Source organism: Dokdonia pacifica (genome assembly GCF_900188275.1).
Classification (GTDB): domain Bacteria; phylum Bacteroidota; class Bacteroidia; order Flavobacteriales; family Flavobacteriaceae; genus Dokdonia; species Dokdonia pacifica.
In genome coordinates, this window is record NZ_FZNY01000006.1 from 1 (window position 1) to 24,019 (window position 24,019).

24 protein-coding genes are annotated in these 24,019 nt (G+C 34.1%); 16 read left to right on the forward strand and 8 right to left on the reverse strand.

All coding sequences use genetic code 11. From position 1 onward, the window contains the following. Window positions 1-260 precede the first annotated feature (260 nt). Window positions 261-1,040: a zinc ribbon domain-containing protein gene (locus CHB80_RS16580; RefSeq protein WP_089372629.1), complete on the reverse strand. Its 780-nt coding sequence runs from the start codon at window positions 1,038-1,040 to the stop codon at window positions 261-263. Between the two features lie 3 nt (window positions 1,041-1,043). Then, window positions 1,044-2,138, reverse strand: a complete 1,095-nt coding sequence (locus CHB80_RS16585) for a Nif3-like dinuclear metal center hexameric protein (protein ID WP_089372630.1) — start codon at window positions 2,136-2,138, stop codon at window positions 1,044-1,046. 47 nt (window positions 2,139-2,185) lie between these two features. Between CHB80_RS16585 and lpxK the strand changes: the two genes are divergently transcribed. Then, complete coding sequence (gene lpxK, locus CHB80_RS16590) at window positions 2,186-3,199, forward strand: tetraacyldisaccharide 4'-kinase (RefSeq protein WP_089372631.1); 1,014 nt, start codon at window positions 2,186-2,188, stop codon at window positions 3,197-3,199. On the opposite strand, the gene CHB80_RS16595 is transcribed toward lpxK, so the two are convergent. The 4 genes from CHB80_RS16595 to CHB80_RS16610 all read right to left on the reverse strand — a co-directional run bounded on the left by CHB80_RS16595 (window position 3,192) and on the right by CHB80_RS16610 (window position 8,145). Further along, window positions 3,192-5,411: a response regulator gene (locus CHB80_RS16595; protein WP_089372632.1), complete on the reverse strand. Its 2,220-nt coding sequence runs from the start codon at window positions 5,409-5,411 to the stop codon at window positions 3,192-3,194. The two genes, lpxK and CHB80_RS16595, sit on opposite strands and share 8 nt — an antisense overlap. 34 nt (window positions 5,412-5,445) lie before the next feature. Beyond that, window positions 5,446-6,462 (reverse strand): type I glyceraldehyde-3-phosphate dehydrogenase, encoded by a 1,017-nt coding sequence (gene gap / locus CHB80_RS16600; protein ID WP_089372633.1) that lies wholly within the window; start codon window positions 6,460-6,462, stop codon window positions 5,446-5,448. A gap of 6 nt (window positions 6,463-6,468) precedes the next feature. Further along, window positions 6,469-7,341 carry a lipoyl synthase gene (lipA, locus tag CHB80_RS16605; RefSeq protein ID WP_089372634.1) on the reverse strand — a complete coding sequence of 291 codons (873 nt, stop codon included), beginning with the start codon at window positions 7,339-7,341 and terminating at the stop codon, window positions 6,469-6,471. A gap of 72 nt (window positions 7,342-7,413) precedes the next feature. Then, window positions 7,414-8,145 (reverse strand): biotin--[acetyl-CoA-carboxylase] ligase, encoded by a 732-nt coding sequence (locus CHB80_RS16610; protein WP_089372635.1) that lies wholly within the window; start codon window positions 8,143-8,145, stop codon window positions 7,414-7,416. Between the two features lie 84 nt (window positions 8,146-8,229). On the opposite strand from CHB80_RS16610, the gene rsfS reads away from it, so the two are divergent. The 6 genes from rsfS (at window position 8,230) to CHB80_RS16640 (ending at window position 12,987) form a co-directional block, all read left to right on the forward strand. Beyond that, on the forward strand, window positions 8,230-8,601 hold the full coding sequence (gene rsfS / locus CHB80_RS16615; RefSeq protein WP_089372636.1) for a ribosome silencing factor: 372 nt from the start codon (window positions 8,230-8,232) through the stop codon (window positions 8,599-8,601). Window positions 8,602-8,615: 14 nt separating this feature from the next. Further along, on the forward strand, window positions 8,616-10,565 hold the full coding sequence (gene ftsH / locus CHB80_RS16620; RefSeq protein WP_089372637.1) for an ATP-dependent zinc metalloprotease FtsH: 1,950 nt from the start codon (window positions 8,616-8,618) through the stop codon (window positions 10,563-10,565). A gap of 99 nt (window positions 10,566-10,664) precedes the next feature. Beyond that, the gene (locus CHB80_RS16625) at window positions 10,665-11,279 is read left to right on the forward strand and encodes an LUD domain-containing protein (protein WP_089372638.1); all 615 of its coding nucleotides are present in this window, start codon (window positions 10,665-10,667) and stop codon (window positions 11,277-11,279) included. Window position 11,280: 1 nt separating this feature from the next. After that, complete coding sequence (locus CHB80_RS16630; RefSeq protein WP_089372639.1) at window positions 11,281-12,084, forward strand: phosphatidate cytidylyltransferase; 804 nt, start codon at window positions 11,281-11,283, stop codon at window positions 12,082-12,084. Further along, entirely contained in the window at window positions 12,074-12,724 is a 651-nt protein-coding gene (locus CHB80_RS16635; protein WP_089372640.1) for a phosphatidylserine decarboxylase family protein, read from the forward strand. The genes CHB80_RS16630 and CHB80_RS16635 overlap by 11 nt, the downstream gene beginning before the upstream one ends. Then, window positions 12,724-12,987, forward strand: a complete 264-nt coding sequence (locus CHB80_RS16640; RefSeq protein ID WP_229746927.1) for an acyl-CoA-binding protein — start codon at window positions 12,724-12,726, stop codon at window positions 12,985-12,987. The genes CHB80_RS16635 and CHB80_RS16640 overlap by 1 nt, the downstream gene beginning before the upstream one ends. A gap of 70 nt (window positions 12,988-13,057) precedes the next feature. Here CHB80_RS16640 and CHB80_RS16645 read toward each other — a convergent pair whose 3' ends face one another. Further along, a complete protein-coding gene (locus CHB80_RS16645; protein WP_089372642.1) occupies window positions 13,058-15,691 on the reverse strand; it encodes a valine--tRNA ligase in 2,634 nt (877 codons plus the stop codon). A gap of 180 nt (window positions 15,692-15,871) precedes the next feature. Here CHB80_RS16645 and CHB80_RS16650 point away from each other — a divergent pair, with 180 nt between their 5' ends. The 3 genes from CHB80_RS16650 (at window position 15,872) to murB (ending at window position 18,611) form a co-directional block, all read left to right on the forward strand. Beyond that, window positions 15,872-16,258 (forward strand): DUF1573 domain-containing protein, encoded by a 387-nt coding sequence (locus tag CHB80_RS16650; RefSeq protein ID WP_089372643.1) that lies wholly within the window; start codon window positions 15,872-15,874, stop codon window positions 16,256-16,258. 139 nt (window positions 16,259-16,397) lie between these two features. Then, window positions 16,398-17,588: a pyridoxal phosphate-dependent aminotransferase gene (locus CHB80_RS16655; protein WP_089372644.1), complete on the forward strand. Its 1,191-nt coding sequence runs from the start codon at window positions 16,398-16,400 to the stop codon at window positions 17,586-17,588. A gap of 3 nt (window positions 17,589-17,591) precedes the next feature. Next, window positions 17,592-18,611: a UDP-N-acetylmuramate dehydrogenase gene (gene murB, locus CHB80_RS16660; RefSeq protein ID WP_089372645.1), complete on the forward strand. Its 1,020-nt coding sequence runs from the start codon at window positions 17,592-17,594 to the stop codon at window positions 18,609-18,611. Window positions 18,612-18,699: 88 nt separating this feature from the next. Here the strand turns inward: murB and CHB80_RS16665 are convergent, their stop codons facing one another. Beyond that, window positions 18,700-19,209, reverse strand: coding sequence for a fasciclin domain-containing protein (locus CHB80_RS16665; RefSeq protein WP_089372646.1), 510 nt, complete (start codon window positions 19,207-19,209; stop codon window positions 18,700-18,702). Window positions 19,210-19,335: 126 nt separating this feature from the next. On the opposite strand from CHB80_RS16665, the gene CHB80_RS16670 reads away from it, so the two are divergent. The 6 genes from CHB80_RS16670 (at window position 19,336) to CHB80_RS16695 (ending at window position 23,826) form a co-directional block, all read left to right on the forward strand. Further along, entirely contained in the window at window positions 19,336-19,887 is a 552-nt protein-coding gene (locus tag CHB80_RS16670) for an RNA polymerase sigma factor (RefSeq protein ID WP_089372647.1), read from the forward strand. Then, window positions 19,884-20,648: an anti-sigma factor gene (locus CHB80_RS16675; protein ID WP_089372648.1), complete on the forward strand. Its 765-nt coding sequence runs from the start codon at window positions 19,884-19,886 to the stop codon at window positions 20,646-20,648. The genes CHB80_RS16670 and CHB80_RS16675 overlap by 4 nt, the downstream gene beginning before the upstream one ends. 63 nt (window positions 20,649-20,711) lie before the next feature. After that, window positions 20,712-20,909, forward strand: coding sequence for a membrane or secreted protein (locus tag CHB80_RS16680; RefSeq protein WP_089372649.1), 198 nt, complete (start codon window positions 20,712-20,714; stop codon window positions 20,907-20,909). A gap of 12 nt (window positions 20,910-20,921) precedes the next feature. Beyond that, on the forward strand, window positions 20,922-22,037 hold the full coding sequence (locus tag CHB80_RS16685; RefSeq protein WP_089372650.1) for a glycosyltransferase: 1,116 nt from the start codon (window positions 20,922-20,924) through the stop codon (window positions 22,035-22,037). Then, window positions 22,028-22,594, forward strand: coding sequence for an RNA polymerase sigma factor (locus CHB80_RS16690; protein WP_089372651.1), 567 nt, complete (start codon window positions 22,028-22,030; stop codon window positions 22,592-22,594). The genes CHB80_RS16685 and CHB80_RS16690 overlap by 10 nt, the downstream gene beginning before the upstream one ends. Beyond that, entirely contained in the window at window positions 22,591-23,826 is a 1,236-nt protein-coding gene (locus CHB80_RS16695) for an NRAMP family divalent metal transporter (RefSeq protein ID WP_089372652.1), read from the forward strand. The genes CHB80_RS16690 and CHB80_RS16695 overlap by 4 nt, the downstream gene beginning before the upstream one ends. Window positions 23,827-24,019: the final 193 nt, after the last annotated feature.

The following is a 24,019-nucleotide window of genomic DNA, read 5'->3' on the forward strand; positions in this document are numbered from 1 at the left end:
ACTGGCACAACAATTATACAGTTACCAGTATCTAATGTAAGTAAAGGACCATATATCCTTCGATTAGAAACAGATATGGGATCATTTACAGAAAAGCTTATTATTTATTAGAAGTATTTGAAATAAATTATATTAGCAATGTAGATAACCTCCTAATTTTAGGAGGTTATTTTTGTATATATAGTATCCTATATTTAAGAAATAAAAAAGCGTTTAGAATATTGATTCTAAACGCTTTTTAAAAGTATATAAACTCTTTATTAGATAGACTTAAATAAAGATTCCATTTTTTGTTGTTCTTCAGTAGCAAGTACGCTATCTACTAGGATACGCCCACTGTGCTCATCAGTTATGATTTTTTTGCGACTCGCAATCTCAACTTGTACTTGAGGTGGTATTGTGAAGAATGAACCTCCAGACGCACCACGCTCAATTGCAACTACAGCTAAACCATTGCGTACATTAGAACGTATACGCTTATAAGCTTTAACTAGACGTTCGTCTATTTCTTTTTCAAAGTCGTCACTCTTTTTGATAAGTGCTTTCTCTTCTTTCTCAGTTTCAGCTAGAATTGCGTCCAATTCACCTTTCTTGTGTTTAAGGTGTTTTTCACGTTCTCCTAAACGTTCTTTAGTCGTGGAAATAACTTCGTTTTTCTGCTCAATCTGAGCTTTAAATTCACGAATATTTTTCTCTGCAAGTTGTATTTCTAATTCTTGAAACTCAACCTCCTTACTAAGTGCATTAAACTCACGGTTATTACGTACGTTTTTTTGTTGCTCAGAATATTTCTTAATAGAAGCTTTTGATTCTTCTATTTGAATTTTCTTTGCCTTGATTTGATCTTCAATAAGGGATAGTTCATTATCCAATTTTTCAATACGCTTATTTAGACCAGCAACCTCGTCTTCAAGATCTTCGACTTCTAGAGGTAATTCTCCTCTTACATTACGTATTTGATCTATTCTAGAATCTATAAGTTGTAAATCATACAAAGCTCTTAGCTTCTCTTCGACAGTTGACTCCTTTTTCTTTGCCATACTTTATAAATAGTTGATGGGATTGGTATTTTCTTCAGATAAAACGACTGCAAAATTACGAATTTTTTCTGTAAGATAATCGGCTATAATGGTTTTTGTAAAGCATTCGCTTTCAAAATGACCAATATCAGCCAATAAAACTCGTTTTTCAGCTTTATAGTAGTCATGATATTTAAGATCTGCAGTAATATAAATGTCGGCACCACTTCGTATTGCCTGTGATATACCAAAAGCACCACTTCCTCCCAAAACAGCTACTTTTTTAATGGGCTTTCCTAATAAGGCAGAATGTCTAATTCCACCTGTTTTGAATGTATCTTTAACGTGCTTTAAAAACGCTACTTCTGAGATAGATTCTTGAAGAGTCCCTACCATTCCTAGACCAACATTTTGAAGAACGTTTTGCAGTGAAGTTATTTCATAGGCAACTTCTTCATATGGATGATTAGAAAATAATGCTTTTAAAATTTTTGATTCGTGATGTTTCTCATAAATGACATGAAGTTGTGTTTCCGGTTCTTTATGTTGTACTCCTATATCTCCAATGGTGGGATTTGCTTTTTTGCTTGCGCGAAAAGTACCTTCTCCGGAAACCCCAAAACTACACTGATCGTAATTTCCTATTTGCCCAGCCCCAGCTTTGAAAAGGGCTTCTTTAATATTCTCAACAGAAGCGTGAGGTATATAAGTGACTAATTTATTAATATGAGCTTTTTTAGGAATAAGAATTTTTGGATTTATAAGCCCTAATGCATTTGCCATCCCATAATTCACGCCATGGGATACATTATCTAATGCTGTGTGCAAGGCATAAATTGAAATGTCATTTTTAATGGCTTTTAAAATGGCTTTTTCTACATAATTTGAACCAGTTATTCTTTTTATGCCTGAAAATAAAATAGGATGAAAACAAACAATGAGATTACAATTCTTATCAATTGCTTCCTGAACTACATTTTCTAATGCATCATGAGTTACTAGAATATTTGTTAAGTTAGTAGAAGCATCGCCTACTAATAAGCCCACATTGTCAAAGTCTTCTGCATAGGGCAATGGAGCCCATTCTTCAAGTATATTGATTACATCACGTATTGTCATAATTGTATCTTAAAAAAGTAAAGATAAAAATTATACCTTCGCTCTTTATGAAACACCTACGTAAAATCTTATTTCCTTTCGCAGGGCTCTATTATATCATTACTTTATTACGAAATAAGGCATATGATAATGGGTTTATGTCCTACAAGAAATATCAACTACCTGTTATTTGTATAGGGAATTTAAATACGGGAGGTACTGGGAAAAGCCCCATGACCGAATATCTTATTCGGATTTTAAAAAATAATTATAAAGTCGCAACATTAAGTCGTGGGTATGGTAGGAAAACAAAAGGGTATTTTCAAGTAAACTCAAATAGCCTTGCCGAAAATGTAGGTGATGAGCCGTTACAGTTTGCAAAAAAATTTGATGATGTTACAGTTTCTGTATGTGAAGATAGACAATCAGGAATCTCAAAACTTTTACAATTAACGCCTCCATTAGAAGTAATCATTCTAGATGACGCCTATCAACATAGAAAAGTAAAAGCCGGGTTTCAAATTTTGCTAACGGCTTACTATGATTTGTATACAGATGATTTTTTATTACCAGCAGGAAATCTTCGCGAAGCTAGAAAAGGAGCTCATAGAGCGCATAGTATCATTGTGACAAAATGTCCAAAAAGGATTTCTCAATCGGAAAGAGATGTGATCATTTCTAAACTAAAACCTTTACCTCATCAAAAAGTATATTTTACAACTATAAATTATAGTGATATGCTTATGTCTGATACATCTCATTTGCCCGTCTCAGAATTAAAGAATCGTGCATTTACATTAGTTACAGGAATTGCAAACCCTAAGCCATTGGTAACGTATTTGCAAAACCTAGGATTGAATTTTGATCATAAAATCTATGGAGATCACCATAATTTCGCTTTAAGCGAAATAAAAGAGTTAGAAATGCTTGATCTTATCGTAACTACAGAAAAAGATTATGTGCGTCTATCACCCTTATTGGTTGATAAGAGTTTGTACTATCTTCCTATTGAAGCTTCGTTTATAGACGAAGCATCTATCTTTGATAACCAAGTGTTGAGTTTTGTCAAAGACTTTAATTAAAGACTTTAGCCTGCTTTAATCCATTATGTATTTTTTGGAAGAATTCTTCAACTTTATATGGTTTAGGAATTATATCGTTAAAGCCAGCTTCATGGAATTCGTCTATATTTTCATCTATAGTAACAGCAGTTAATGCAAGGATAGGAATCTCTTTGTCAAACAAGCGTATTTGTTCTGTGGCTTCTATACCACTTATACCTGGCATGTGGATGTCCATTAAAATAAGATCAAAATCTTGATTTCTTGCTTTTTCTACAGCAATTTCTCCATTGTCAGCAACATCACATACCATCTTATTTTTCTCCAAGATTTTACGTGTAATCATTTGATTAATCTTATTGTCTTCAACAACTAAGATCTTTCTGTTTTCTAAAGCCACATAATCTATATCATAGATGATATTATGTGGATTTGATTCTTCCCCAGCTTGTTTTGTAAGGTTGTATTTTATGTCAAAAGAAAACTTAGATCCTTTCCCTAAAGTACTTTCTAACTCTACTTTACTACCTAGTAAATCTAATAGGTTCTTAACAATAGATAATCCTAATCCAGTACCTCCAAATTTTCTATTGATTGCAACAGATCCTTGTGTGAAGTTTTGGAAAATATTTTTCTGTTTCTTTTTTGAAATACCTTCTCCTGTATCTTCAACTTCAAAATGTAGATGGGCTTCACTCTCTGTTTGACGTATTTTTTGAACGCGCACATTTACATTACCGTCACGAGTGAATTTAACAGCATTACCTACAAGATTGATTAGTATTTGAGAGATCATTAATGGGTCTCCTAAAACTTCTTCTGGAATATCTTCATCAAATTCAAAGTTTAATTTATTTCCTTTGTCTTTTGCAGATTTTCCTAGTGCAAATAATACATCTTCAATACGCTTTTTAAGGTTGAAAGCTGTTTGTTCAACTTCTACTTTGTTAGCCTCTAGTTTATTGAGATCTAGTATATTATTAATTAAGGATAGTAAATATTCTCCAGAAAACTTAAGAGAATCTAGATGTTTCTTTTGTTCAGGAGTAGGGTTTTCACTTAATAATAAATGAGTAAGCCCTGTCACTGCATACATTGGTGTACGTAGTTCGTGAGTAATCGTAGATAGGAATTGAGCTTTAACCATAGAGGCTTTCTCTGCATTGTCTTTTGCAACGATTAACTCTGTATTTTTTGCTTGAAGTAATTCGTTTGCCTTCGTTCTAAGGTTATTATTTTTATATAACGACAGAATTAATAATGATAAAATAGTAATCATAGCAATACTTAATACCGTAGTAAGTGTATTTGCTTTAGACGACCTAGCTCTTTCTAATTCTATGTCTTTTTTAAGTTGATCATTTAATGATTGATTGTCATTAAGTTGATTGATAGAAATCACTAAATCTTTATTCTTTCTATTTTTCTCGATGTAATTATTGTAAAGTGTAATATGCTCATATGCTTTAGGAATGTCGTTCTGTTCCTTAGCGATATGACTACTTATTCTATAAGATTCTGATAAAAGTGAAGGGTAATTTTCTGCAATACTTATTTCTTGCGCAGTATTTATTGCAGTACTAGCATCATCAATTTTTTTCTGAAGTAGTAATACTTCTGCTTTTTGGATATTGCTTTTTGCAATAAGAAATTTACTTCCAGCATCATTGGCTTGTGAAGTTGCCATATCAAATAACTCTCCGGCTTTTTGCGTGTTGTTTTTTGTTAGTGCAATAATGCCTTGGTTTAAATATATTTTAGAAAGCAATTCAGGGCGTCTTTTGTTTTTTAAGACTTCTGTTGCTTTTTCAAAATATTCAGAAGCTTGCGGATAGTTTCTCTCGTGTAATTCTATTTTTCCAGCTGTAATATAACTTTGCCCTAAATTTTCTTCATAATCAGTAGAGCCAAGTTGCATTTTGATAGCAAGCTCATTTTCTTCTTTTGCTTTCTTTATATTACCAGTAAGGAGGTATAAACGTGATAAAGCACTTGAGGTGATACCTATTCTACCTTTATTATTTGTTTTTTCTGCTAAGATTCTGGCTCTTGTCATAATTTGAGCAGAAGTATTGTAATCATTGTTCTCAATAGCAGTAGCAGCTACAGTAAGTAGGGAGTCAATTTTTTGATTAGTAACCTTTTGAGTAGCAAGGTCTATCTCTTGTGCCACAAGGGTTGTGGGAAGATTAAATAGCATGAAGAGCAGAATGCGAATTAAATACTTGCTCATATAATAAGTTACATTTAACAAATACGAATATATATTATTTCCTGCTAATGGATAAAATTAAATCAATAATTCGACTAGAATATCCAATTTCGTTATCGTACCAACCTATAATTTTTACCATTTTGCCAATAACAGAAGTCATCTGAGAATCAAAAACACAAGAATGTGTGTTGCCAATAATATCTACAGAAACTATAGGTAAATCAGTATACTCAAGTATTCCTTTTAGGTGTGTTTGAGATGCTTCTTTTAATGCTTTGTTTACTTCTTGAATAGTTGTGTCTTTTTTTACATTAAAAGTAATGTCTGTAAGAGACCCATTGGCTATAGGGACTCTAATACCACAACCTCCTATAACATCTGCTAGGTGCGGAAAAACCTTAGTTAGTGCTTTTGCAGCTCCTGTCGTAGTTGGTACAATACTTTGTCCAGCAGCTCTTGCTCTTCTGAGATCTCTATGTGGTTGGTCATGAAGACTTTGATCTGTAGTGTATGAGTGAATAGTGGTGATGTATGCTTGCTCAACACCACAGAGTTCATCAATAACCTTGATCATAGGAGCTGCATTATTTGTTGTACAGGATGCATTAGAAACAATGGTTTCTGAATGATCTAAAATATGATCATTCACCCCTAAAACTACCATTTTAATATGGTCATCTTGGGGAGGCACTGCTAAAATCACTTTTTTGGCCCCATTAGAAACATGATGTTCTAATTCTGGTGTTGTTTTGTATTTGCCTGTAGATTCAATAACAATATCTGGTGCAACCGTATGCCATGGGATATCTTTAATATGAGCATTATTAAATAAAGGAATCTCTTTAGTGTCTACAATAATTGTAGAAGGGCTTTGTGCGCTTTCGCGAAAGCTTACATCTGCATTAAAAATTCCGTGAATGCTGTCAAATTTTAATAAATGACTTAGTGTCTGAGCGTTTGCCAAATCATTTATAGCAACTACTTCAATATTTTTGTGATTATGAAGTAATTTGAAAAGATTACGACCTATGCGTCCAAATCCATTAATAGCAACTTTGATAGTGCTCATATATATTTAAGTAAGATGCTTTTGAGCTTTATATGATGAACGTACAAGAGCTCCACTCTCTACATGTCTAAAGCCCATATCAAGTCCGATCTCTTCATACTTTTTGAATTGATCTGGTGTGATAAATTGTTTGACAGGTAAATGTTTTTTGGAGGGTTGTAAATATTGTCCTATGGTTACGATATCTAGATGTACAGATCGCAAATCTTTGAGGGTTTGAATAACCTCTGCTTCAGTTTCTCCAAGGCCTAGCATAATACCGGACTTTGTTCTAGAAATACCGTTATCCTTAAGATATTTTAAAACACCTAAACTACGTTCGTATTTTGCTTGTATGCGTACTTCACGAGTTAATCGTTTTACGGTTTCCATATTATGGGAAACAACTTCTGGATGTACATCAATAATTCTATCAAGAAGATCTTCTCTTCCTTGAAAATCTGGAATAAGAGTTTCTAGTGTTGTATCTGGATTCATACGGCGTATAGCTTTTACAGTTTCACCCCATATAATCGTTCCCATATCTTTAAGATCGTCTCTGTCTACAGAAGTTATAACGGCATGTTTTATTGCCATGATTTTTATAGAACGAGCTACCTTTTCAGGTTCTTCCCAATCTACTGTTTCTGGTCTCCCTGTTTTTACACCACAAAAACCACAAGACCGTGTACAGATATTTCCTAAAATCATAAAGGTGGCTGTACCTTCACTCCAACATTCTCCCATATTTGGACAACTACCTGAAGTACATATGGTGTGTAAATCATATTTATCAACAAGACCTCTAAGTTCTGTATATTTTTTTCCAGTAGGAAGTTTGACACGTAACCATTTAGGTTTCGGTTGTCTAACAGGTGATACAATTGTTTCTTCTTGCATAGCTTTTATAAAGAATAACAAAGATACAAATAAAACAATTTTAGATAGGCGTTCTATTATGATAACCAAACGTTAAAAACATAATTCTAGTTCTTTTAGATCATATTCATTAATACGATTGTCTTCTTCTAGTAAAAGAAGTTTTCCTTGATCAGTTACTCCTTGGATAATGCCTACAAACTGCTCTTTATTAGCATTTAAAAAAGTAGAAGGTTTATCTTTTCTAAAAAGGAAAGACTCATAATCTTCTTTGATTTTCTCTAAATCTCCATCAAGTAGCATTTTTACATAAAAATGAAATTGTTCAAGAAGCATATTTAATATTTCTTGAAGATCAAAATGAATCCCTGTTTGTGTTTTAATAGAAGTAGCTCGAGGTACATTTTCCCAAACGGTTTGATTGACATTTAGTCCGACACCAATGACCATAGCATTTAATTCTCCTTTTTTTATGACATTTTCTATAAGAATGCCGCATATTTTTTTCTTGTCTGACAATATGTCGTTAGGCCATTTTACAGCTACATTTTTAATCAATAATTTTTTTAAAACATCTTTTACAGCTAATGATGCTGCCATTAATGCATAAAATTGTTGATCAATCGTGATTTGTTGGATTTTCCTGAAAACACTGAAAGTAAGGTTTTTACTTGGTTCTGTGGCCCATTTGGTTCCCATTTGGCCACGTCCATTAGTTTGTTCTAATGCCCATACTACAGTGTCTTCCTCGAGATTTTCTTCCTTAGCTAAAGACTTTAGATAGTCATTAGTTGAATCGGTGGTATGAAGTTTGACTATACGCATATAAGTTTTTATGTTATTTAAACTTATGTTAAGAAGGTTGATAAACGTAAATTTGTAATAACTTTGTGTAAATAAAAGGATTTAATGACAAAAAAGGAAACGAACGCAGATCAATTAATTGCAAAAATTATAGAAGGGATAGAGGAAGTAAAAGGGCAAAATATTGATATTCTTGATTTAAGGGATATTGAAAATACGGTTTGTGATTATTTTGTTATTTGTGATGGTACTTCAAATACTCAGGTAGCAGCTATAGTAAATTCTATTCAAAAAGTTGCCAGTAAAGAATTAAAAGAAAAACCTTGGCATGTAGAAGGGCTGGATAATTCTGAATGGGTACTTATGGATTATGTGAATGTTGTAGTTCATGTGTTCCAAAAACACACAAGAGAGTTTTACGATATAGAAAGTCTATGGGGTGACGCAAAGATTACCTCTATAGCAACTAGTTATTAATAAAAAAACACTGAATGTCTAAAGAAACGAAAAATACCCCCCCGGCTAATAAACCTAAATTTAGTAATTATTGGATTTATGGATTAATCATAGTCATTTTTATCGCTATTAGTATGTTTAGCGGTAATGGAGGTTTTGGAGAGCCTAAGAAAATAAATAATTCTGAATACACACAATATCTTAAAAATGGAGATATTGATTTAGTATTTATAGTTACTAATAGAAAAGAAGCAAAGATTTTCTTAACTCCAGATGCAAAGCAAAAGGAAATACACAAGAAAAATAAAGGAACCCAATTAATGCCGAAATCACAAGGCGTAGCAGATTATGTAATTAGCTATGTAGATGGAGGTGATTTTGTAAAATCTTTTGATGAAACTGTTGAGAAATATAGTTTAACGGCTACTAGAAATGCAGACGAAGAGCATAGTTTCTTTGACATGATAGCTCCTATTTTACCAATTATATTGATTGTTGGAATTTGGATTTTTATCATGAGACGTATGTCAGCTGGTTCTGGTGGAGGACCTGGAGGACAGATTTTTAATATAGGTAAGTCAAAAGCGAAGCTTTTTGATGAAAAAACTGATGTTAAAACTTCTTTTAAAGATGTCGCTGGATTAGAAGGAGCAAAAGAAGAAGTACAAGAGATTGTAGATTTCCTTAAAAATCCAGAAAAATATACAAGCCTAGGGGGTAAAATTCCTAAAGGAGCGTTATTAGTAGGGCAACCTGGAACAGGAAAAACATTACTTGCTAAAGCAGTAGCTGGAGAAGCGAAAGTTCCTTTTTTCTCTCTGTCAGGATCTGATTTTGTTGAGATGTTTGTAGGGGTTGGAGCTTCTCGTGTAAGAGATTTGTTCAAACAAGCAAAAGAAAAATCACCAGCTATTATTTTTATAGATGAGATAGATGCTATTGGTAGAGCTCGTGGAAAGAATAACTTTTCTGGTTCTAATGATGAAAGAGAAAATACACTGAATCAGTTATTAACTGAAATGGATGGTTTCGGCACTAATACTAATGTGATTGTATTAGCCGCTACTAACAGAGCAGATGTACTCGATAAAGCATTGATGAGAGCTGGTAGATTTGATAGACAGATTTATGTGGATCTTCCAGATGTAAGAGAACGTAAAGAAATTTTTGAAGTGCATTTACGTCCTTTAAAGAAGATTGATGACGAATTAGATATTGATTTTTTAGCAAAACAAACACCAGGATTCTCTGGGGCTGATATTGCTAATGTTTGTAACGAAGCCGCTCTAATAGCTGCGCGTAAAGGAAATAAAGCAGTAGGGAAGCAAGACTTCTTAGATGCTGTAGATAGAATAGTAGGTGGTCTTGAAAAGAAAAACAAGATCATTACACCAGATGAGAAAAAAGCAATTGCATATCATGAGGCTGGACATGCAACAGTAAGTTGGATGTTAGAGCATGCTGCTCCTCTTGTAAAGGTTACTATCGTTCCTAGAGGGCAATCACTAGGAGCTGCTTGGTACCTTCCAGAAGAACGTTTAATTGTTCGTCCTAAGCAAATGCTAGATGAAATGTGTGCAGCACTAGGAGGAAGAGCTGCAGAAAAAGTCATCTTTAATGAAATATCTACAGGAGCACTTAGTGATTTGGAAAAAGTAACTAAACAAGCTCGTATGATGGTTACAGTTTATGGGCTTAATGATAAAATAGGAAACCTTACCTATTATGATTCTTCAGGTCAGTCTGAATATAACTTCAGCAAACCTTATAGTGAAAAAACAGCCGAATTAATAGATAAAGAAATCTCTGCTATTGTAGAAGAGCAATATCAAAGAGCTATTGATTTACTAAAAGAGAATAAGGAAAAACTAAGCCAATTGGCAGATCTACTTCTAGAAAAAGAAGTCATCTTTAAAGATAATTTATTAGAGATTTTTGGAGATCGTCCATTTGGAAAGAAAGAAGATGTTGAAGTAATAGCATAAACTTTTCTTTAATAACAGAATTAAAACTTGATTTAATTTATCGTTAAATCAAGTTTTTTTATATTTGAAGAACTTGTACGCTCGAATCTAAATCTCACCATGAGTCTATTTAGAAAGTTATTTAAAAAAGAATCTAAATCAGACAGCACTCGTCCAGATAAAAATCATGACGAGCGCAGTAAGTATATGCCAGATATTCACACTCCGGCTGATGAGCGTTTTACAAAAAATTTTATTCTTAATGGTGGTAAGTTTTTATATGCGGTTAATTTAGAAGAACTCAAAGAAAACTTTGATGATATCTTACTGGAAAATGATTGGTATGAGCAAACAGCGTTTTGCTTTGATGAGCACTTAGAAGATACTTTTAAAGGATATAATCTAGAATTTACTCAAAAAAAAGATGCCTCATTTTTTTTAACAACATGTGAGAGCCTTATTGCAGATAATGGGTCTATACTCGTAAGTTCACACCAATTAAAAGAATTAAAACTTCAAGAATTTCCTAAATCTATGGTGGTGTTTGCCACAACAAGCCAAATTGTAAATAATATTGGAGAGGGGTTGCGACTTATTAAAAATAGAAATAAAGGAAATATACCCAGTAATATTACAACAATAAAACATTTTGAAACAGATGAAGAGGAAAAAGACTTTATGTCTTACGGAAGCAGTACAAAAAATTTATATTTGCTACTGTTAGAAGATTTATAATATGCGTGAAGTTTTCATAAGGGCACTTTCTGGATTGTTGTATGTAGCATTTTTGTTACTTGCAATATTTTCTTGGGAAACTAGCTATCTAATTTTGATATTGATTTTAGGTTGCGTGTGTATGTATGAGTATTTGAAACTTGTGCAAATAAAATCATATTTACCTTATTTTCTTCTAATTGCAATTGTACTAGCTTTATGTTATTGTGAATTGCCTAAAGAAGTAACCTTAGCTTTCTTGTCTCTTACTATTATGACAAATCTCTACCTTATTAAAAACTTAATAAGGCCATCAGAACGTTATATAACAGTAGCTCAAAAATACATATACCTTCTTTTTTATATTATAGGTGGTTTTGTATTTACAATAGTACTTCCATCATATAAAGGGGAATATACTTCATATCTAGTGGCAAGTGTATTTGCTTTAATTTGGATAAATGACACATTTGCTTTTATTGTTGGGAAAAGTATTGGAAAACACAAACTTCTAGAACGTATCTCTCCCAAAAAAACTGTAGAAGGATTTCTAGGCGGACTCGTTTTTTCTTGTATTGCTAGTATTTTTATTTATAAATTTACAGCGCTTTTAAGTATCCAGTTATGGATGACGGTTGCTGTTGTGACTTCAGTCTTTGGAACACTAGGCGATTTGATACAGTCTCAGTTAAAAAGGCAAGCCGGTGTAAAGGATAGCGGACAGTTAATGCCTGGACATGGAGGTATATATGATAGATTAGATAGTATCATTTTTGCAAGCCCATTTATTTATTTGTTTTTAATAGTATTAGATTATGTTTCATAAAGAAGGAAGTAAAATTATCACTATTGCATTAGGTCTTTTTACCATTGGGCTATTAACTGCGAGTAGATTTTTAGAGAAAGGATGGTTGTTTTACTTGATCATAACAACACTTATAGTGTTATTAATACTGATTCTTCAATTTTTTAGAAACCCAAGCCGTATTGCGCCTAATGATGAAGGGGTTATTGTTTCTCCAGTAGATGGTAAGGTAGTTGTGATAGAAGAAGTATTTGAAAAAGAATATTTTAAAGATAAGCGTCTACAAGTATCAGTTTTTATGTCTCCGCTTAATGTTCACGTAACAAGGTATCCAGGAGCAGGAGAAGTTACATTTAGCAAATACCATCCAGGTAAATACTTAGTAGCATGGCATCCTAAGGCCAGTGAAGAAAATGAGCGAACAACAGTAGTTGTAAAAACAGAAAAGTTTGGAGAGGTTATGCATAGGCAAATAGCAGGAGCATTAGCTAAGCGTATTGTAAACTATGCAGAAGAAGGAGATGCTGTTGAGCAAGGAGGTGAAAGTGGTTTTATTAAGTTTGGATCTCGTGTTGATATTTACCTTCCTGTTGGGACCAAAATTGCTGTAGGATTGAATCAAAAAGTAAAAGGTGCGTCATCTATAATAGCAACCGCATAATGGAAAAGGAAGCACTCCATACTGCATTTTGGGAGGCTTTTAGAAAAGTAGGTGAGGCAAAACAAGCGTTTCCGCCTGACGTATTATTGAGATTTTATGCACTTTATAAGCAAGCTACACAAGAAAACACCTTTAGTTATCAAAAAGGAGAACATGAGTTGGTGAGTGCATTTAAAATGAATGCGTTATTGCAAGTCAAATCAATGACAAGTGATGAGGCGAAATTGGCTTATATAGAGCAGGCAAATAAATACGTGAAATAAAAGATATCATTCATAAAAAAAAGCGCTTATTTCTATAAGCGCTTTTTTTTATGAATTTAATATAGTGAGATTAAGATAAGCTCTTTAATCTTTTTTCTAAGGTTTCAATTTTTGCTTCTGCATCGGCTTGTTTTTGTTTCTCAATGGCAACTACTTTTTCAGGAGCATTATTCACAAAACGTTCATTGCTTAGTTTTTTAGAAACAGATTGTAAGAAGCCTTTTGTGTATTTTAATTCTTCTTCAATTTTAGCGATTTCAGCGTCTACATCTATGGCTCCAGCTAGTGGAATAAAATATTCATTAGATTTTACTCTAAATGAAAGGGCTCCGTCTAATGGCGCTTTCGCGAAAGCAATCTCAGAAACATTACCGAGTTTAGCAATAATGGCATCAAAATCTGAAGAAACGTTATCATTGTTTATAACGTGTAACGCTATAGCATCTTTAAATGCAATATTCTTGCTTTTACGTATCGTTCTAATACCAGAAACAACTTGAGAAGCATAATCGAAATCTGAAATAATTTGCTCATTTATATCACTATGCTTTGGCCAGTGATTAATAATCAATGCTTCTTCTGGAGTACGATCTGTGATTGTTTGCCAGATCTCTTCTGTTGCAAAAGGAGCAAAAGGATGTAGGATACGTAGATTATTCTCAAAAGCTACTATTACGGCATCGTATGTTTTGCGATCTATAGGTTGTTGATAGGCTGGTTTAATGATTTCTAATAACCAACCGCAGAAGTCATTCCATACTACTTTATATGTTGTCATAAGTGCATCAGAGATGCGATACTTTGAGAAGTGATCTTCTATTTCAGTTAGAGCTTCATTAAAACGATTTGTGTACCATTCTAATCCTAGAGCACTATGTGCAGGTTGAGGTATTGTGTCATCTACTTCCCACCCCTTTATGAGGCTAAAAGCACTTAAATTTTTTGTTACTAGCCCTTTCCCTTGTTTTAGAAGGTCTTCATCAAACATCAGGTCATTTCCAGCAGCACTACTTAATAGTAATCCTACGCGTACACCATCAGCTCCATAATCTTCGATGAGCTTTAATGCGTCAGGAGAGTTTCCTAATGACTTAGACATTTTACGACGTTGCTTGTCGCGTACCAATCCAGTTAGGTATACATTTTCAAATGGACGTTGGTCTGTATATTCATATCCAGCAATAATCATACGTGCTACCCAGAAAAATAAGATATCTGGACCCGTTACCAAGTCATTGGTAGGATAGTAGTATTTAAATTCTTCATTGTCAGGATTACGTACACCATCAAAAACGCTCATAGGCCATAACCAAGAAGAAAACCATGTGTCTAATGCATCTTCGTCTTGACGTAAGTCTGTAAGCTTTAGGTTTTCATTCTGAGTACGCTTTCGCGAAAGCGTTAACGCCTCTTCTGCAGTTTCGGCGACTACAAAATCTTCTTTCCCATCTCCATAATAATACGCAGGAATTTGCTGTCCCCACCATAATTGACGAGAGATATTCCAATCACGAATGTTGTCCATCCAGTGACGATATGTGTTTTCAAACTTTTTAGGGAATAACTTTACTTCACCCGTTTCTAAAACCGCTTTCAGTGCTGGCTTTACCAAATCTTCCATTTTAAGAAACCACTGGTCTGAAAGTCTTGGTTCTATGACTGCTTTTGTACGTTCTGATGTTCCTACCTTATTGGTGTGGGTTTCTGTTTTTACAAGATGCCCTTTTTCTTCTAGTTCTTTTTTGATATTCTTACGGCACTCAAATCGATCTTGACCCTCGTAATGAAGTCCAAAACTATTAAGGGATGCATCTTCATGAAAAATATCAATTACTTCTAGGCTGTGTTTGTCACCTAATACTTTATCATTTTCGTCATGTGCAGGCGTTACTTTTAAACACCCTGTTCCAAACTCAATGTCTACATATTCATCTTCTATAATAGGAATCACACGCCCACAAATAGGAACAATTGCTTTTTTTCCTTTTAAGTGTGTAAAACGTTCGTCATTTGGATTGATACAGATGGCAGTATCACCAAAAATAGTTTCTGGACGCGTAGTGGCAATTGTTAAGAAGTCTTCAGAACCTTCAATTTTATAATTAAGATAGTAAAGTGTTCCTTGTCTTTCTTCGTGAATTACTTCCTCGTCAGAAAGGGTTGTTTTTGCCTCAGGATCCCAATTTACCATACGATATCCTCTGTAGATAAGTCCTTTATTGTAAAGATCTACAAAAGTTTTAATAACCGCTTCAGACATATCGGGGTCCATCGTAAACTTTGTGCGTTCCCAATCACAAGAAGCACCTAGTTTTTTAAGCTGTTCTAAAATAACACCACCGTACTCTTCTTTCCACTCCCAAGCATGCTTTAAAAACTCCTCACGCGTAAGGTCAGATTTTTTAATACCTTTTTTAGCTAGTTTTGCAACTACCTTAGCTTCAGTAGCAATAGAAGCATGATCTGTACCTGGTACCCAACAAGCATTCAAACCCGTAAGACGTGCACGTCTTATTAATACATCTTGAATAGTATTATTAAGCATATGCCCCATATGCAATACTCCAGTGACATTAGGAGGAGGAATCACAATGGTGTATGGTTTTTTTTCATTGGGTGTAGAATGGAAATAATTGTGTTCCATCCAGTACTTGTACCACTTGTCTTCTACCTGTGAAGCGTCATATTTTGAAGCTATGCTCATAGTTTGGTCTGATTATTGAATATTAATCAGCAAAAGTACTGATAACAGTAGGATTAATAAATAGTGTAAGTGAAATTTTTAATGATAAATATATTCGGTCATATCAGTTGATTGTTAATATCATTATTTGGTAGAGGCCTTATTTCTAACTATTTTTAGCGTCCTCAAATATTGGAAATTATGAAAAAACTAATGTTATTGCTGTTTGTAGGTCTGATGACTATGACCGTAACAGCCCAAGAGAAAAAAGCCGCCATTACTTTTGAAAGTGATGTTGTAGATTATGGAGAGGTAGATTATGGATCAGACGGTGTACGTGAATTTAAATTTACAAATACAGGAACAGACGTGCTTATTGTGGCTCGTGTATATTCAACATGTGGGTGTACAATTCCCAAAAAACCAAAAGATCCAATTCAGCCAGGAGAAACTGGAGTCATTGAAGTAAAGTATGATACAAAGCGCCCTGGGCCTATTAGAAAAACAATTACAGTATACTCAAATGCTTCTGAAACTCCTTATACACTTAAGATAAAAGGAGTTGTTAAACCACAAGCAGGAAAGTAAAGATGTAAAAAATTATTATGTAAAAAGCCACTCATTGAGTGGCTTTTTTGTTTCTATATTGGGGTGTTATTTTTTATATATGTAGTCTGTAAATACCAATATAAATTTGCATTTTTGTAATGCAAAAAATAAAATTACGATGCCAGCAATTTCTAATAAAGGGCAGATCATGCCACAATCTCCTATCCGTAAGTTAGTACCTTATGCAGAAGCTGCAAAAGCTAGAGGTGTAGAGATACACCATCTTAATATAGGACAACCAGATATAAAAACACCACAAGTAGCACTAGAGGCTGTTAAGAATAATGCTATAGATGTATTAGCATATTCACATAGTGCCGGTTTTGCCTCTTATAGAGAGAAGCTTGCTGCCTATTATAATAAAAATGGTATTGCTGTTACTTCAGAAGATATCATTGTGACTACAGGAGGTTCAGAAGCTTTGCTTTTTGCGATGGGAAGTGTTACCGATCCAGGAGATCAAATCATTATTCCAGAGCCATTTTATGCAAATTATAATGGATTTGCAACGGCAAGTGGAGTAGAGGTAGTCCCTGTGATTTCTGATCTTGATTCCGGATTTGCATTGCCACCTATTGCAGATTTTGAAAAACTAATCACTTCCAAAACAAAAGCAATTGTTATTTGTAATCCTGGAAATCCGACAGGATATTTATATAGCGAAGAAGAAATAAAACAACTAGCAGCACTTGTAAAAAAGCATGATCTGTTTTTAATTGCAGATGAGGTTTATAGAGAATTTGCCTATGATGGTTTAAAGCATCATTCTGTGATGACACAACGAGATATAGATGCGCATACCATTATGATAGATTCTGTATCAAAACGATATTCTATGTGTGGCGCTCGTATCGGATGTATAGTAAGCAGAAACAAGGAATTAATTAGTACAGCAATGAAGTTTGCACAAGCGCGATTGAGTCCGCCTACTTTTGCACAAGTAGCTAGTGAAGCAGCATTGGAAACACCTGCTTCCTATTTTACAGACGTGATAGATGAGTATGTGTCTAGACGTAATACATTAGTAGAAGGACTTGAAACAATTCCAGGAGTAAAAGTGGCAAAACCAAAAGGGGCTTTTTATTGTATCGCAGAACTTCCTGTTGAAAATGCAGATGCTTTTGCACAATGGTTATTGGAAGACTTTCAATTAGATGGAAAAACAATCATGGTAGCACCAGCTGCAGGGTTTTATTCAAGTGAAGGAGTAGGATTGAATCAGGTGAGAATTGCCTATGTCCTTGAGGAAAATTTATTAAAAGAAGCAGTGACCATTTTACGAGAAGCTTTACAACAGTACAATGCCTAATCTATGAGTGAGCAAAAGAAGTTTTCCTTAAAAGAATATAATACGTTTGGTATAGATGTAAAGGCACTCGCTATTTTGTCTGTAACATCAGTATCAGATTTGCAAGATGTTCTTCAAGAAAAAGAGGCTTCTGAATTATTTGTTATTGGAGGAGGGAGTAATATGCTCTTAACAAAAGATATCAATAAATATGCTGTACACATTAATATAAAAGGATACACTATTGTTGATTTGCCTTGCGGCGAAAATGAAATTATTCTCAAAGTTGCTGGAGGTGAAAACTGGCATGACTTCGTTTTATATTGTATCAATCATGGATATGGAGGTGTTGAAAATTTATCGCTTATTCCTGGTAATGTAGGTACAGCTCCTATTCAAAATATAGGTGCATACGGAGTAGAACTTAAAGATGTGTTTTATGAATGTGAAGCTGTTTCAAGAGATGATGGATCATTAAAAACTTTTTCTCTTGAAGATTGTGCCTTTGGATACAGAGATTCCATATTTAAAACGACTTTAAAAGACCAGTATGTGATTACCTCAGTAACTTTTAAACTGACTACAAAAAATCACGAAGTAAAAACAGCCTATGGCGCTATTGCTGATACATTACGCGAACAAGGAATTACAACACCTACGATAAAGGATGTATCAGATGCTGTTATTAAAATACGCCAAGCAAAACTTCCAGATCCTAAAGAAATAGGAAATAGTGGTAGTTTTTTTAAAAATCCAGTTATATCTCAAGCTGCCTTTTCTGCTTTGCGTAAGAAATATCCAGATGCTCCCTATTATCCAGTAGGTTCAGATCAAATTAAAGTCCCAGCGGGTTGGTTGATAGAACAAGCAGGCTTTAAAGGAAAGCGATTTGGAGATGCAGGAGTACATGATAAACAGGCATTGGTGTTAGTTAATCATGGAAATGCTACAGGGAGTGAAATATGGGATCTTGCGTTAAAAATTCAAGATAGTATAAAAGTAAAATTTGGATTGATCATTACTCCAGAAGTAAATGTTTTCTAAAAAGCTTGAATGATTACTAAAAACAGAAATAGCTCTATTTGTAAAATCAAATAGAGCTATTTTCTTATAAAAAGTACTTACCTACTATTTATTTAGGCAGCACGACGCTGTCTATCACATGGATTACTCCATTAGAAGCTTTTAAATCTGTTCCTGTTATAATAGAGGTATTTCCATTACCATCTATTAATACAACTTTGTCTCCCTTTAAAGAAGCGGTAAGTGTACCACCATTAACGGTTTTGATAGTAAACTTACCACCCCCTTTTTTAATAGCGGCTACAACATCGGCAGCTTTAAAGTTTCCAGCTACTACATGATACGTAAGAATAGAAGCTAATTTGCTTTTTGATTCTGGCTTTAAAAGGGACTCTAAAGTTCCTTCTGGAAGCGCATCAAATGCAGCGTTTGTAGGAGCAAATACAGTAAACGGTCCCTCGCCTTTAAGTGTGTTTACAAGGTCTGCGGCTTTTACTGCTGCCACTAGTGTAGTGTGATCTTTAGAAGATAATGCCACATCTACGATGTCAGATTGTGCAATAGATACTGTTGAAAAACAGAATGTTAACATGGTGAAGATTAAAACGATCTTTTTCATAATAAATTTTAAATTGTTGAGTTAATAATTAAAAAGTTGTTTTCATTTGTAATAGATACGCCGTAACTTTAAACAATGGATTTCTATGCATTCACAAACTTTTGTTAAATCAAAAACCAGCCATTTTTGAAACCATTTATAGAACAACATATCGTTGAGCTTCTTAAGGCTCAAGACGAGCGTGCTATAGGATTACTATATGATCATTATGCAGACGCATTATTTGGAGTTGCTATAAAAGTGACAAAAGATGAGGTGCTTGCACAAGATGTATTGCAAGAATCGTTTGTAAAAATCTGGAAGAATGCTCATAAATATGATTCGAGTAAGGCGCGTTTGTTTACGTGGCTTTTTCGTGTAGTTCAAAATACCGCTATAGATGCTGTACGAAGTAGGCAAAGAAAGACTACAAAAGAAATCCAAATAGAAGAATCTAACGTATATAGTATACCAAGCACAAAGTTTGCCATAGAGCATCTTGACATCGCATCGCATGCAGATGGCCTTGAAGATAAATATAGAGTTGTTATAGACGCACTATTTTTTCAAGGAATGACACAGCAAGAAGCTAGTGATGAGTTAAATATCCCACTAGGAACTGTTAAATCAAGATTAAAAATAGGTTTAAGAGAATTACGCAAGCTTTTTGGTATAGTGATTGTATTTTTGTCGATATGAATGAGAGAGTAAAGATATTTTTGGATGGAGATTTGCTGGAGCGCTACTTAATGGACGCCACTTCCCCTATGGAGTCTAAAGAAGTAGAACATTATATAGAAAAATATCCAGAGGTAAAGAAAACATATATAGAATTACAGGAGAACTTAGAAGAATATGCAACTTCATTTGCAGTACCGGCTCCTTCAGAACTTAAAGATAAGATTTTAAAAGAGGTTCAGTCAAAACCAAAGTCAAAAACATCTATCCCAATACTAGCAATCACAGCATGTGCTGCGACTATTCTTTTTGGAATGATGACATTTATGATTTGGAATCAAAATCAAGAATTGCTCAATGATAGAAGAGTAACCACACAACTTATTCAAGAACTTAATGAAGACATTGTTTCTAATAGAGAAACATTACAATCTGTAGAAGAGCAGTTTATGATTCTTAATAATTCTTCTACAGAAAAATATGTATTACGTGGAAATACAAAAGCTAGAAAACTAGAAACTGTTGCCTATGTAAATATGCTAGAAAAGAAATCATATGTACATGTGGTAGCACTTCCAGAATTGCCAGATGATCAAGTATATCAAATGTGGGCAGGTGTAGATGGTCATATGGTTCCTTTGGATATTCTGAAAATTACTAAAGAAAATCTAGTTGAGATTCCATATGAAGAGCGTATGGCAAGTCTTAATATCACCATAGAGCCAAAAGGAGGTAGTGAAGAAGCTACTGTAGATAATTTGGTTGCGAATATCTCCTTCTAATTTTATGTTTTTTTAAAGGATTCATCTTTTATAATCTTTGTATATTTGCATAAAATATATCCTATGAAATTACTCCTTCTTACCCTAGGACTTTTAAGCCTCGCTGTTGCAGGAATTGCAATAAAAATATGGGCAAAAAAAGATGGTAAATTTGCTGGAACATGTGCAAGCCAAAACCCCTTTCTTAATAAAGAGGGCGAAGCATGTGGGATGTGTGGGAGACTACCATCAGAAATGGGAGATTGCAATAATGATCAGTAATCGCTGACGATATTGGAAGTACTACTAACGTATTTATTTTATACTTTTATAGGGATAGTGGCTATTAATACAAGCTACTATTTGTTCTTTTATGTGTTTGCTTTCGCGAAAGCAAAAAAAACCACACCCTCATACCTTCCACCAGTTTCTCTTATTGTATGCTCAAAGAATGAAGCAGAAAACTTACGCCGAAATATTCCTCATTGGTTAGCACAGAAATATTCCAATTTTGAAATTGTACTTATTAATGACGCTTCTATAGACGAAACAAAAGACGTTATAGAAACCTTTGCAGAAAAACATCCTAATATTGTGCAAGTGCATGTAGAAAACAATGAAGCCTTTTGGGGGAGTAAAAAATATGCACTGACTTTAGGTATTAAGAAAGCAAGTTATGAGCATTTGCTTTTTACAGATGCAGATTGTACACCCGCATCAAATTATTGGATTCAAGAAATGGCAAATCATTTTGTAGGCAAGAAAGAACTGATTTTAGGATATGGAGCCTATGAAAAGATAAAAGGATCCTGGTTGAATAAGTTGATTCGTCATGAAACAGTGCTCACCGCTATACAATATTATAGCTATGCTATTGCAGGTAGACCGTATATGGGGGTAGGACGGAACTTGGCATATACAACCCATCTCTTTTATGAGCAACGTGGTTTTATAGATCATATGAAAGTACAGAGTGGTGATGATGATTTATTTGTAAATCAGGCAGGAACTAAAGAAAATGTAGCTGTAAATTTTCACCCCGATAGCTTTACTATATCAACCCCAAAGAAAACATTTGGGCAATGGTATACTCAAAAACGGAGACATGTAAGTACAGCCTCTCATTATCGTTTTAGAGATAAATTCTTCTTAGGATTATTTTATATCAGTCAGTTATTATTCTTCATTTTTGCTATTGGATTATTGGCTATTACCTATCAATGGGAGTGGGTTGCTGGTGCAATCGGAATACGATACCTATGCTCTTGGATTGCTATTGGAGCTAGTGCTAGTAAACTCAAAGAAAAAGATGTAATACTTTTATATCCAATAAACGAACTATTTTTATTATTTTTCCAATTGAGTATTTTTATCACAAATTTGATATCAAAACCTAATCGTTGGAAATAAACCCCGATACAATTCTTTCAGAAATAGAAAAAGCAAAAGAAGGCAAACAAAGTGCTTATAATTTTTTGTTGAATACCTTTTGGAATGAAGTGTATAAGTTTCAATTAAAACGAACGAAGGATGAATATGAAGCAGAAGAGATCACTATTCAGACCTTTTCAAAAGCCTTTGATAAGATACATACGTATAAAGAACAATATAAGTTTAATACGTGGCTCATTACCATATCCAAAAATATTCATATAGATCTTCTGAGGAAAAAAGAATCTTCTATTCGTTCTCAAATTACAAGAAAAGAAGAAGGAGTTTATAAGATACCTGATGAAAATCCAACCCCAGAAGATGCATTGATTAAAGAACAAAATCTAGCACAGCTTTTACGATATATTAAAATGCTAAAACCTCATTATCAAGAAATGATCAACTTGCGATATTTTCAAGAGATGAGTTATAAAGAGATGGAGGAAACGCTAGATGAACCTATGAATAACGTAAAAGTAAAATTACTGAGAGCAAGAAGACTTCTTGCAGACATTATTCAAAAAGCAGAAGGATGAGTGGTATTTCTCTTAAAAAATTAGGGCCAGGACTCCTCTTTGCAGGAGCGGCGATAGGGGTTTCTCATTTAGTACAAAGTACAAAAGCAGGAGGGTATTATGGATTTGGATTATTATGGGCTTTACTACTTATTAATATTATAAAATATCCTTCATTTCAGTTTGGGCCTCGATATGCTGCGGCAACAGGTAATAGCTTATTACATGGTTATCACAAACTAGGGAAAGGAGTACTGGTTACATATTTCATTCTGTCATTACTTACCATGTTTACAATCCAGACGGCTGTTACTATTGTAACTGCAGGATTGGCCGTACAACTTTTTGGACTTGATTGGGATATCGCTGTTTGGAGTGTTGTTATTACGCTGTTTTGTGCAGCAATTTTAGCATTAGGACGTTATAAGCTTCTGGATAATCTCATGAAAGTGATCATTCTAGTATTAACTGTGAGTACGTTATTTGCTGTTTTATTCGCTTTTCGCGAAAGCATAGCCACAGAGGGTATGGGTTCTTCCGATGGTTTGATACAATTACTACCTACAGATGCTGTAGGAATTGCATTCTTAATAGCATTTATGGGGTGGATGCCTGCTCCTTTGGATATTTCGATTTTCCATTCTTTATGGACTGTAGAAAAAGGGAAAACTCAAAAAAATGATGTCAAAACATCACTTTTTGATTTTAATGTGGGATACCTAGGTACTGTAGTATTAGGAATCTGTTTTGTGACGCTCGGTGCCTTAGTGATGTTTGGAAGTGGCGATACATTTTCAGATAAAGGCGGTGTTTTTGCAGGACAACTTATCAGTATGTACACGACAAGTTTAGGAGATTGGGCAACCATACTTATAGGCGTTGCTGCTTTTACAACCATGTTTAGTACTACCTTAACTACCTTAGACGCCTCTCCAAGAGCGATGTCTACAGCAACAAGCCTTTTAGGAGTGAAAAGTATATTTAAAAGCTATTTATTTTGGTTGATCCTACTTATTGTTGGAACCTGTATCATCCTATTCTTCTTTGTAAGTGAAATGGGACTATTAATTAAAGTAGCTACGATATTATCATTTTTGACAGCACCATTTTATGCAATTTGTAATTACTTGGTGTTTAAAGATCCTGATGTCCCTGAAAAAGCACGATTGGGCATACCTATGAGAATCTATAGCATTGTAAGTATCGTACTTTTAATAGCTTTTAGTGGTTATTATGTGAGTACGTTGCTTTAACTCAGCTGGCAAATCATTAATCTTTTTGCTAAATCTATGAGAAGGTGTGGTCAACACAATGACCTTCTTACTATTCCTCTATTCTTTCATTGATTTTTAAAGCGTGATTTTTCAAGATTTTGATGCGTCGCTTTTTTGAGTATGTAGCTGTGAGACTAATAGCTAATAAGATGTATAGAAATGTTAATTATAC

Coding starts and splice junctions, on each gene's coding strand:
- CHB80_RS16675 (WP_089372648.1), top strand. CDS start 19,884: ATGAATGAGAGAGTAAAGATATTTTTGGATGGAGATTTGCTGGAGCGC.
- CHB80_RS16645 (WP_089372642.1), bottom strand. CDS start 15,691: ATGAGCATAGCTTCAAAATATGACGCTTCACAGGTAGAAGACAAGTGG.
- CHB80_RS16680 (WP_089372649.1), top strand. CDS start 20,712: ATGAAATTACTCCTTCTTACCCTAGGACTTTTAAGCCTCGCTGTTGCA.
- CHB80_RS16625 (WP_089372638.1), top strand. CDS start 10,665: ATGAGTCTATTTAGAAAGTTATTTAAAAAAGAATCTAAATCAGACAGC.
- rsfS (WP_089372636.1), top strand. CDS start 8,230: ATGACAAAAAAGGAAACGAACGCAGATCAATTAATTGCAAAAATTATA.
- ftsH (WP_089372637.1), top strand. CDS start 8,616: ATGTCTAAAGAAACGAAAAATACCCCCCCGGCTAATAAACCTAAATTT.
- CHB80_RS16635 (WP_089372640.1), top strand. CDS start 12,074: ATGTTTCATAAAGAAGGAAGTAAAATTATCACTATTGCATTAGGTCTT.
- lpxK (WP_089372631.1), top strand. CDS start 2,186: ATGAAACACCTACGTAAAATCTTATTTCCTTTCGCAGGGCTCTATTAT.
- CHB80_RS16695 (WP_089372652.1), top strand. CDS start 22,591: ATGAGTGGTATTTCTCTTAAAAAATTAGGGCCAGGACTCCTCTTTGCA.
- lipA (WP_089372634.1), bottom strand. CDS start 7,341: ATGCAAGAAGAAACAATTGTATCACCTGTTAGACAACCGAAACCTAAA.
- CHB80_RS16610 (WP_089372635.1), bottom strand. CDS start 8,145: ATGCGTATAGTCAAACTTCATACCACCGATTCAACTAATGACTATCTA.
- CHB80_RS16640 (WP_229746927.1), top strand. CDS start 12,724: ATGGAAAAGGAAGCACTCCATACTGCATTTTGGGAGGCTTTTAGAAAA.
- CHB80_RS16650 (WP_089372643.1), top strand. CDS start 15,872: ATGAAAAAACTAATGTTATTGCTGTTTGTAGGTCTGATGACTATGACC.
- CHB80_RS16595 (WP_089372632.1), bottom strand. CDS start 5,411: ATGAGCAAGTATTTAATTCGCATTCTGCTCTTCATGCTATTTAATCTT.
- CHB80_RS16655 (WP_089372644.1), top strand. CDS start 16,398: ATGCCAGCAATTTCTAATAAAGGGCAGATCATGCCACAATCTCCTATC.
- murB (WP_089372645.1), top strand. CDS start 17,592: ATGAGTGAGCAAAAGAAGTTTTCCTTAAAAGAATATAATACGTTTGGT.
- CHB80_RS16585 (WP_089372630.1), bottom strand. CDS start 2,138: ATGACAATACGTGATGTAATCAATATACTTGAAGAATGGGCTCCATTG.
- CHB80_RS16580 (WP_089372629.1), bottom strand. CDS start 1,040: ATGGCAAAGAAAAAGGAGTCAACTGTCGAAGAGAAGCTAAGAGCTTTG.
- CHB80_RS16630 (WP_089372639.1), top strand. CDS start 11,281: ATGCGTGAAGTTTTCATAAGGGCACTTTCTGGATTGTTGTATGTAGCA.
- CHB80_RS16665 (WP_089372646.1), bottom strand. CDS start 19,209: ATGAAAAAGATCGTTTTAATCTTCACCATGTTAACATTCTGTTTTTCA.
- gap (WP_089372633.1), bottom strand. CDS start 6,462: ATGAGCACTATCAAAGTTGCTATTAATGGATTTGGACGCATAGGTCGT.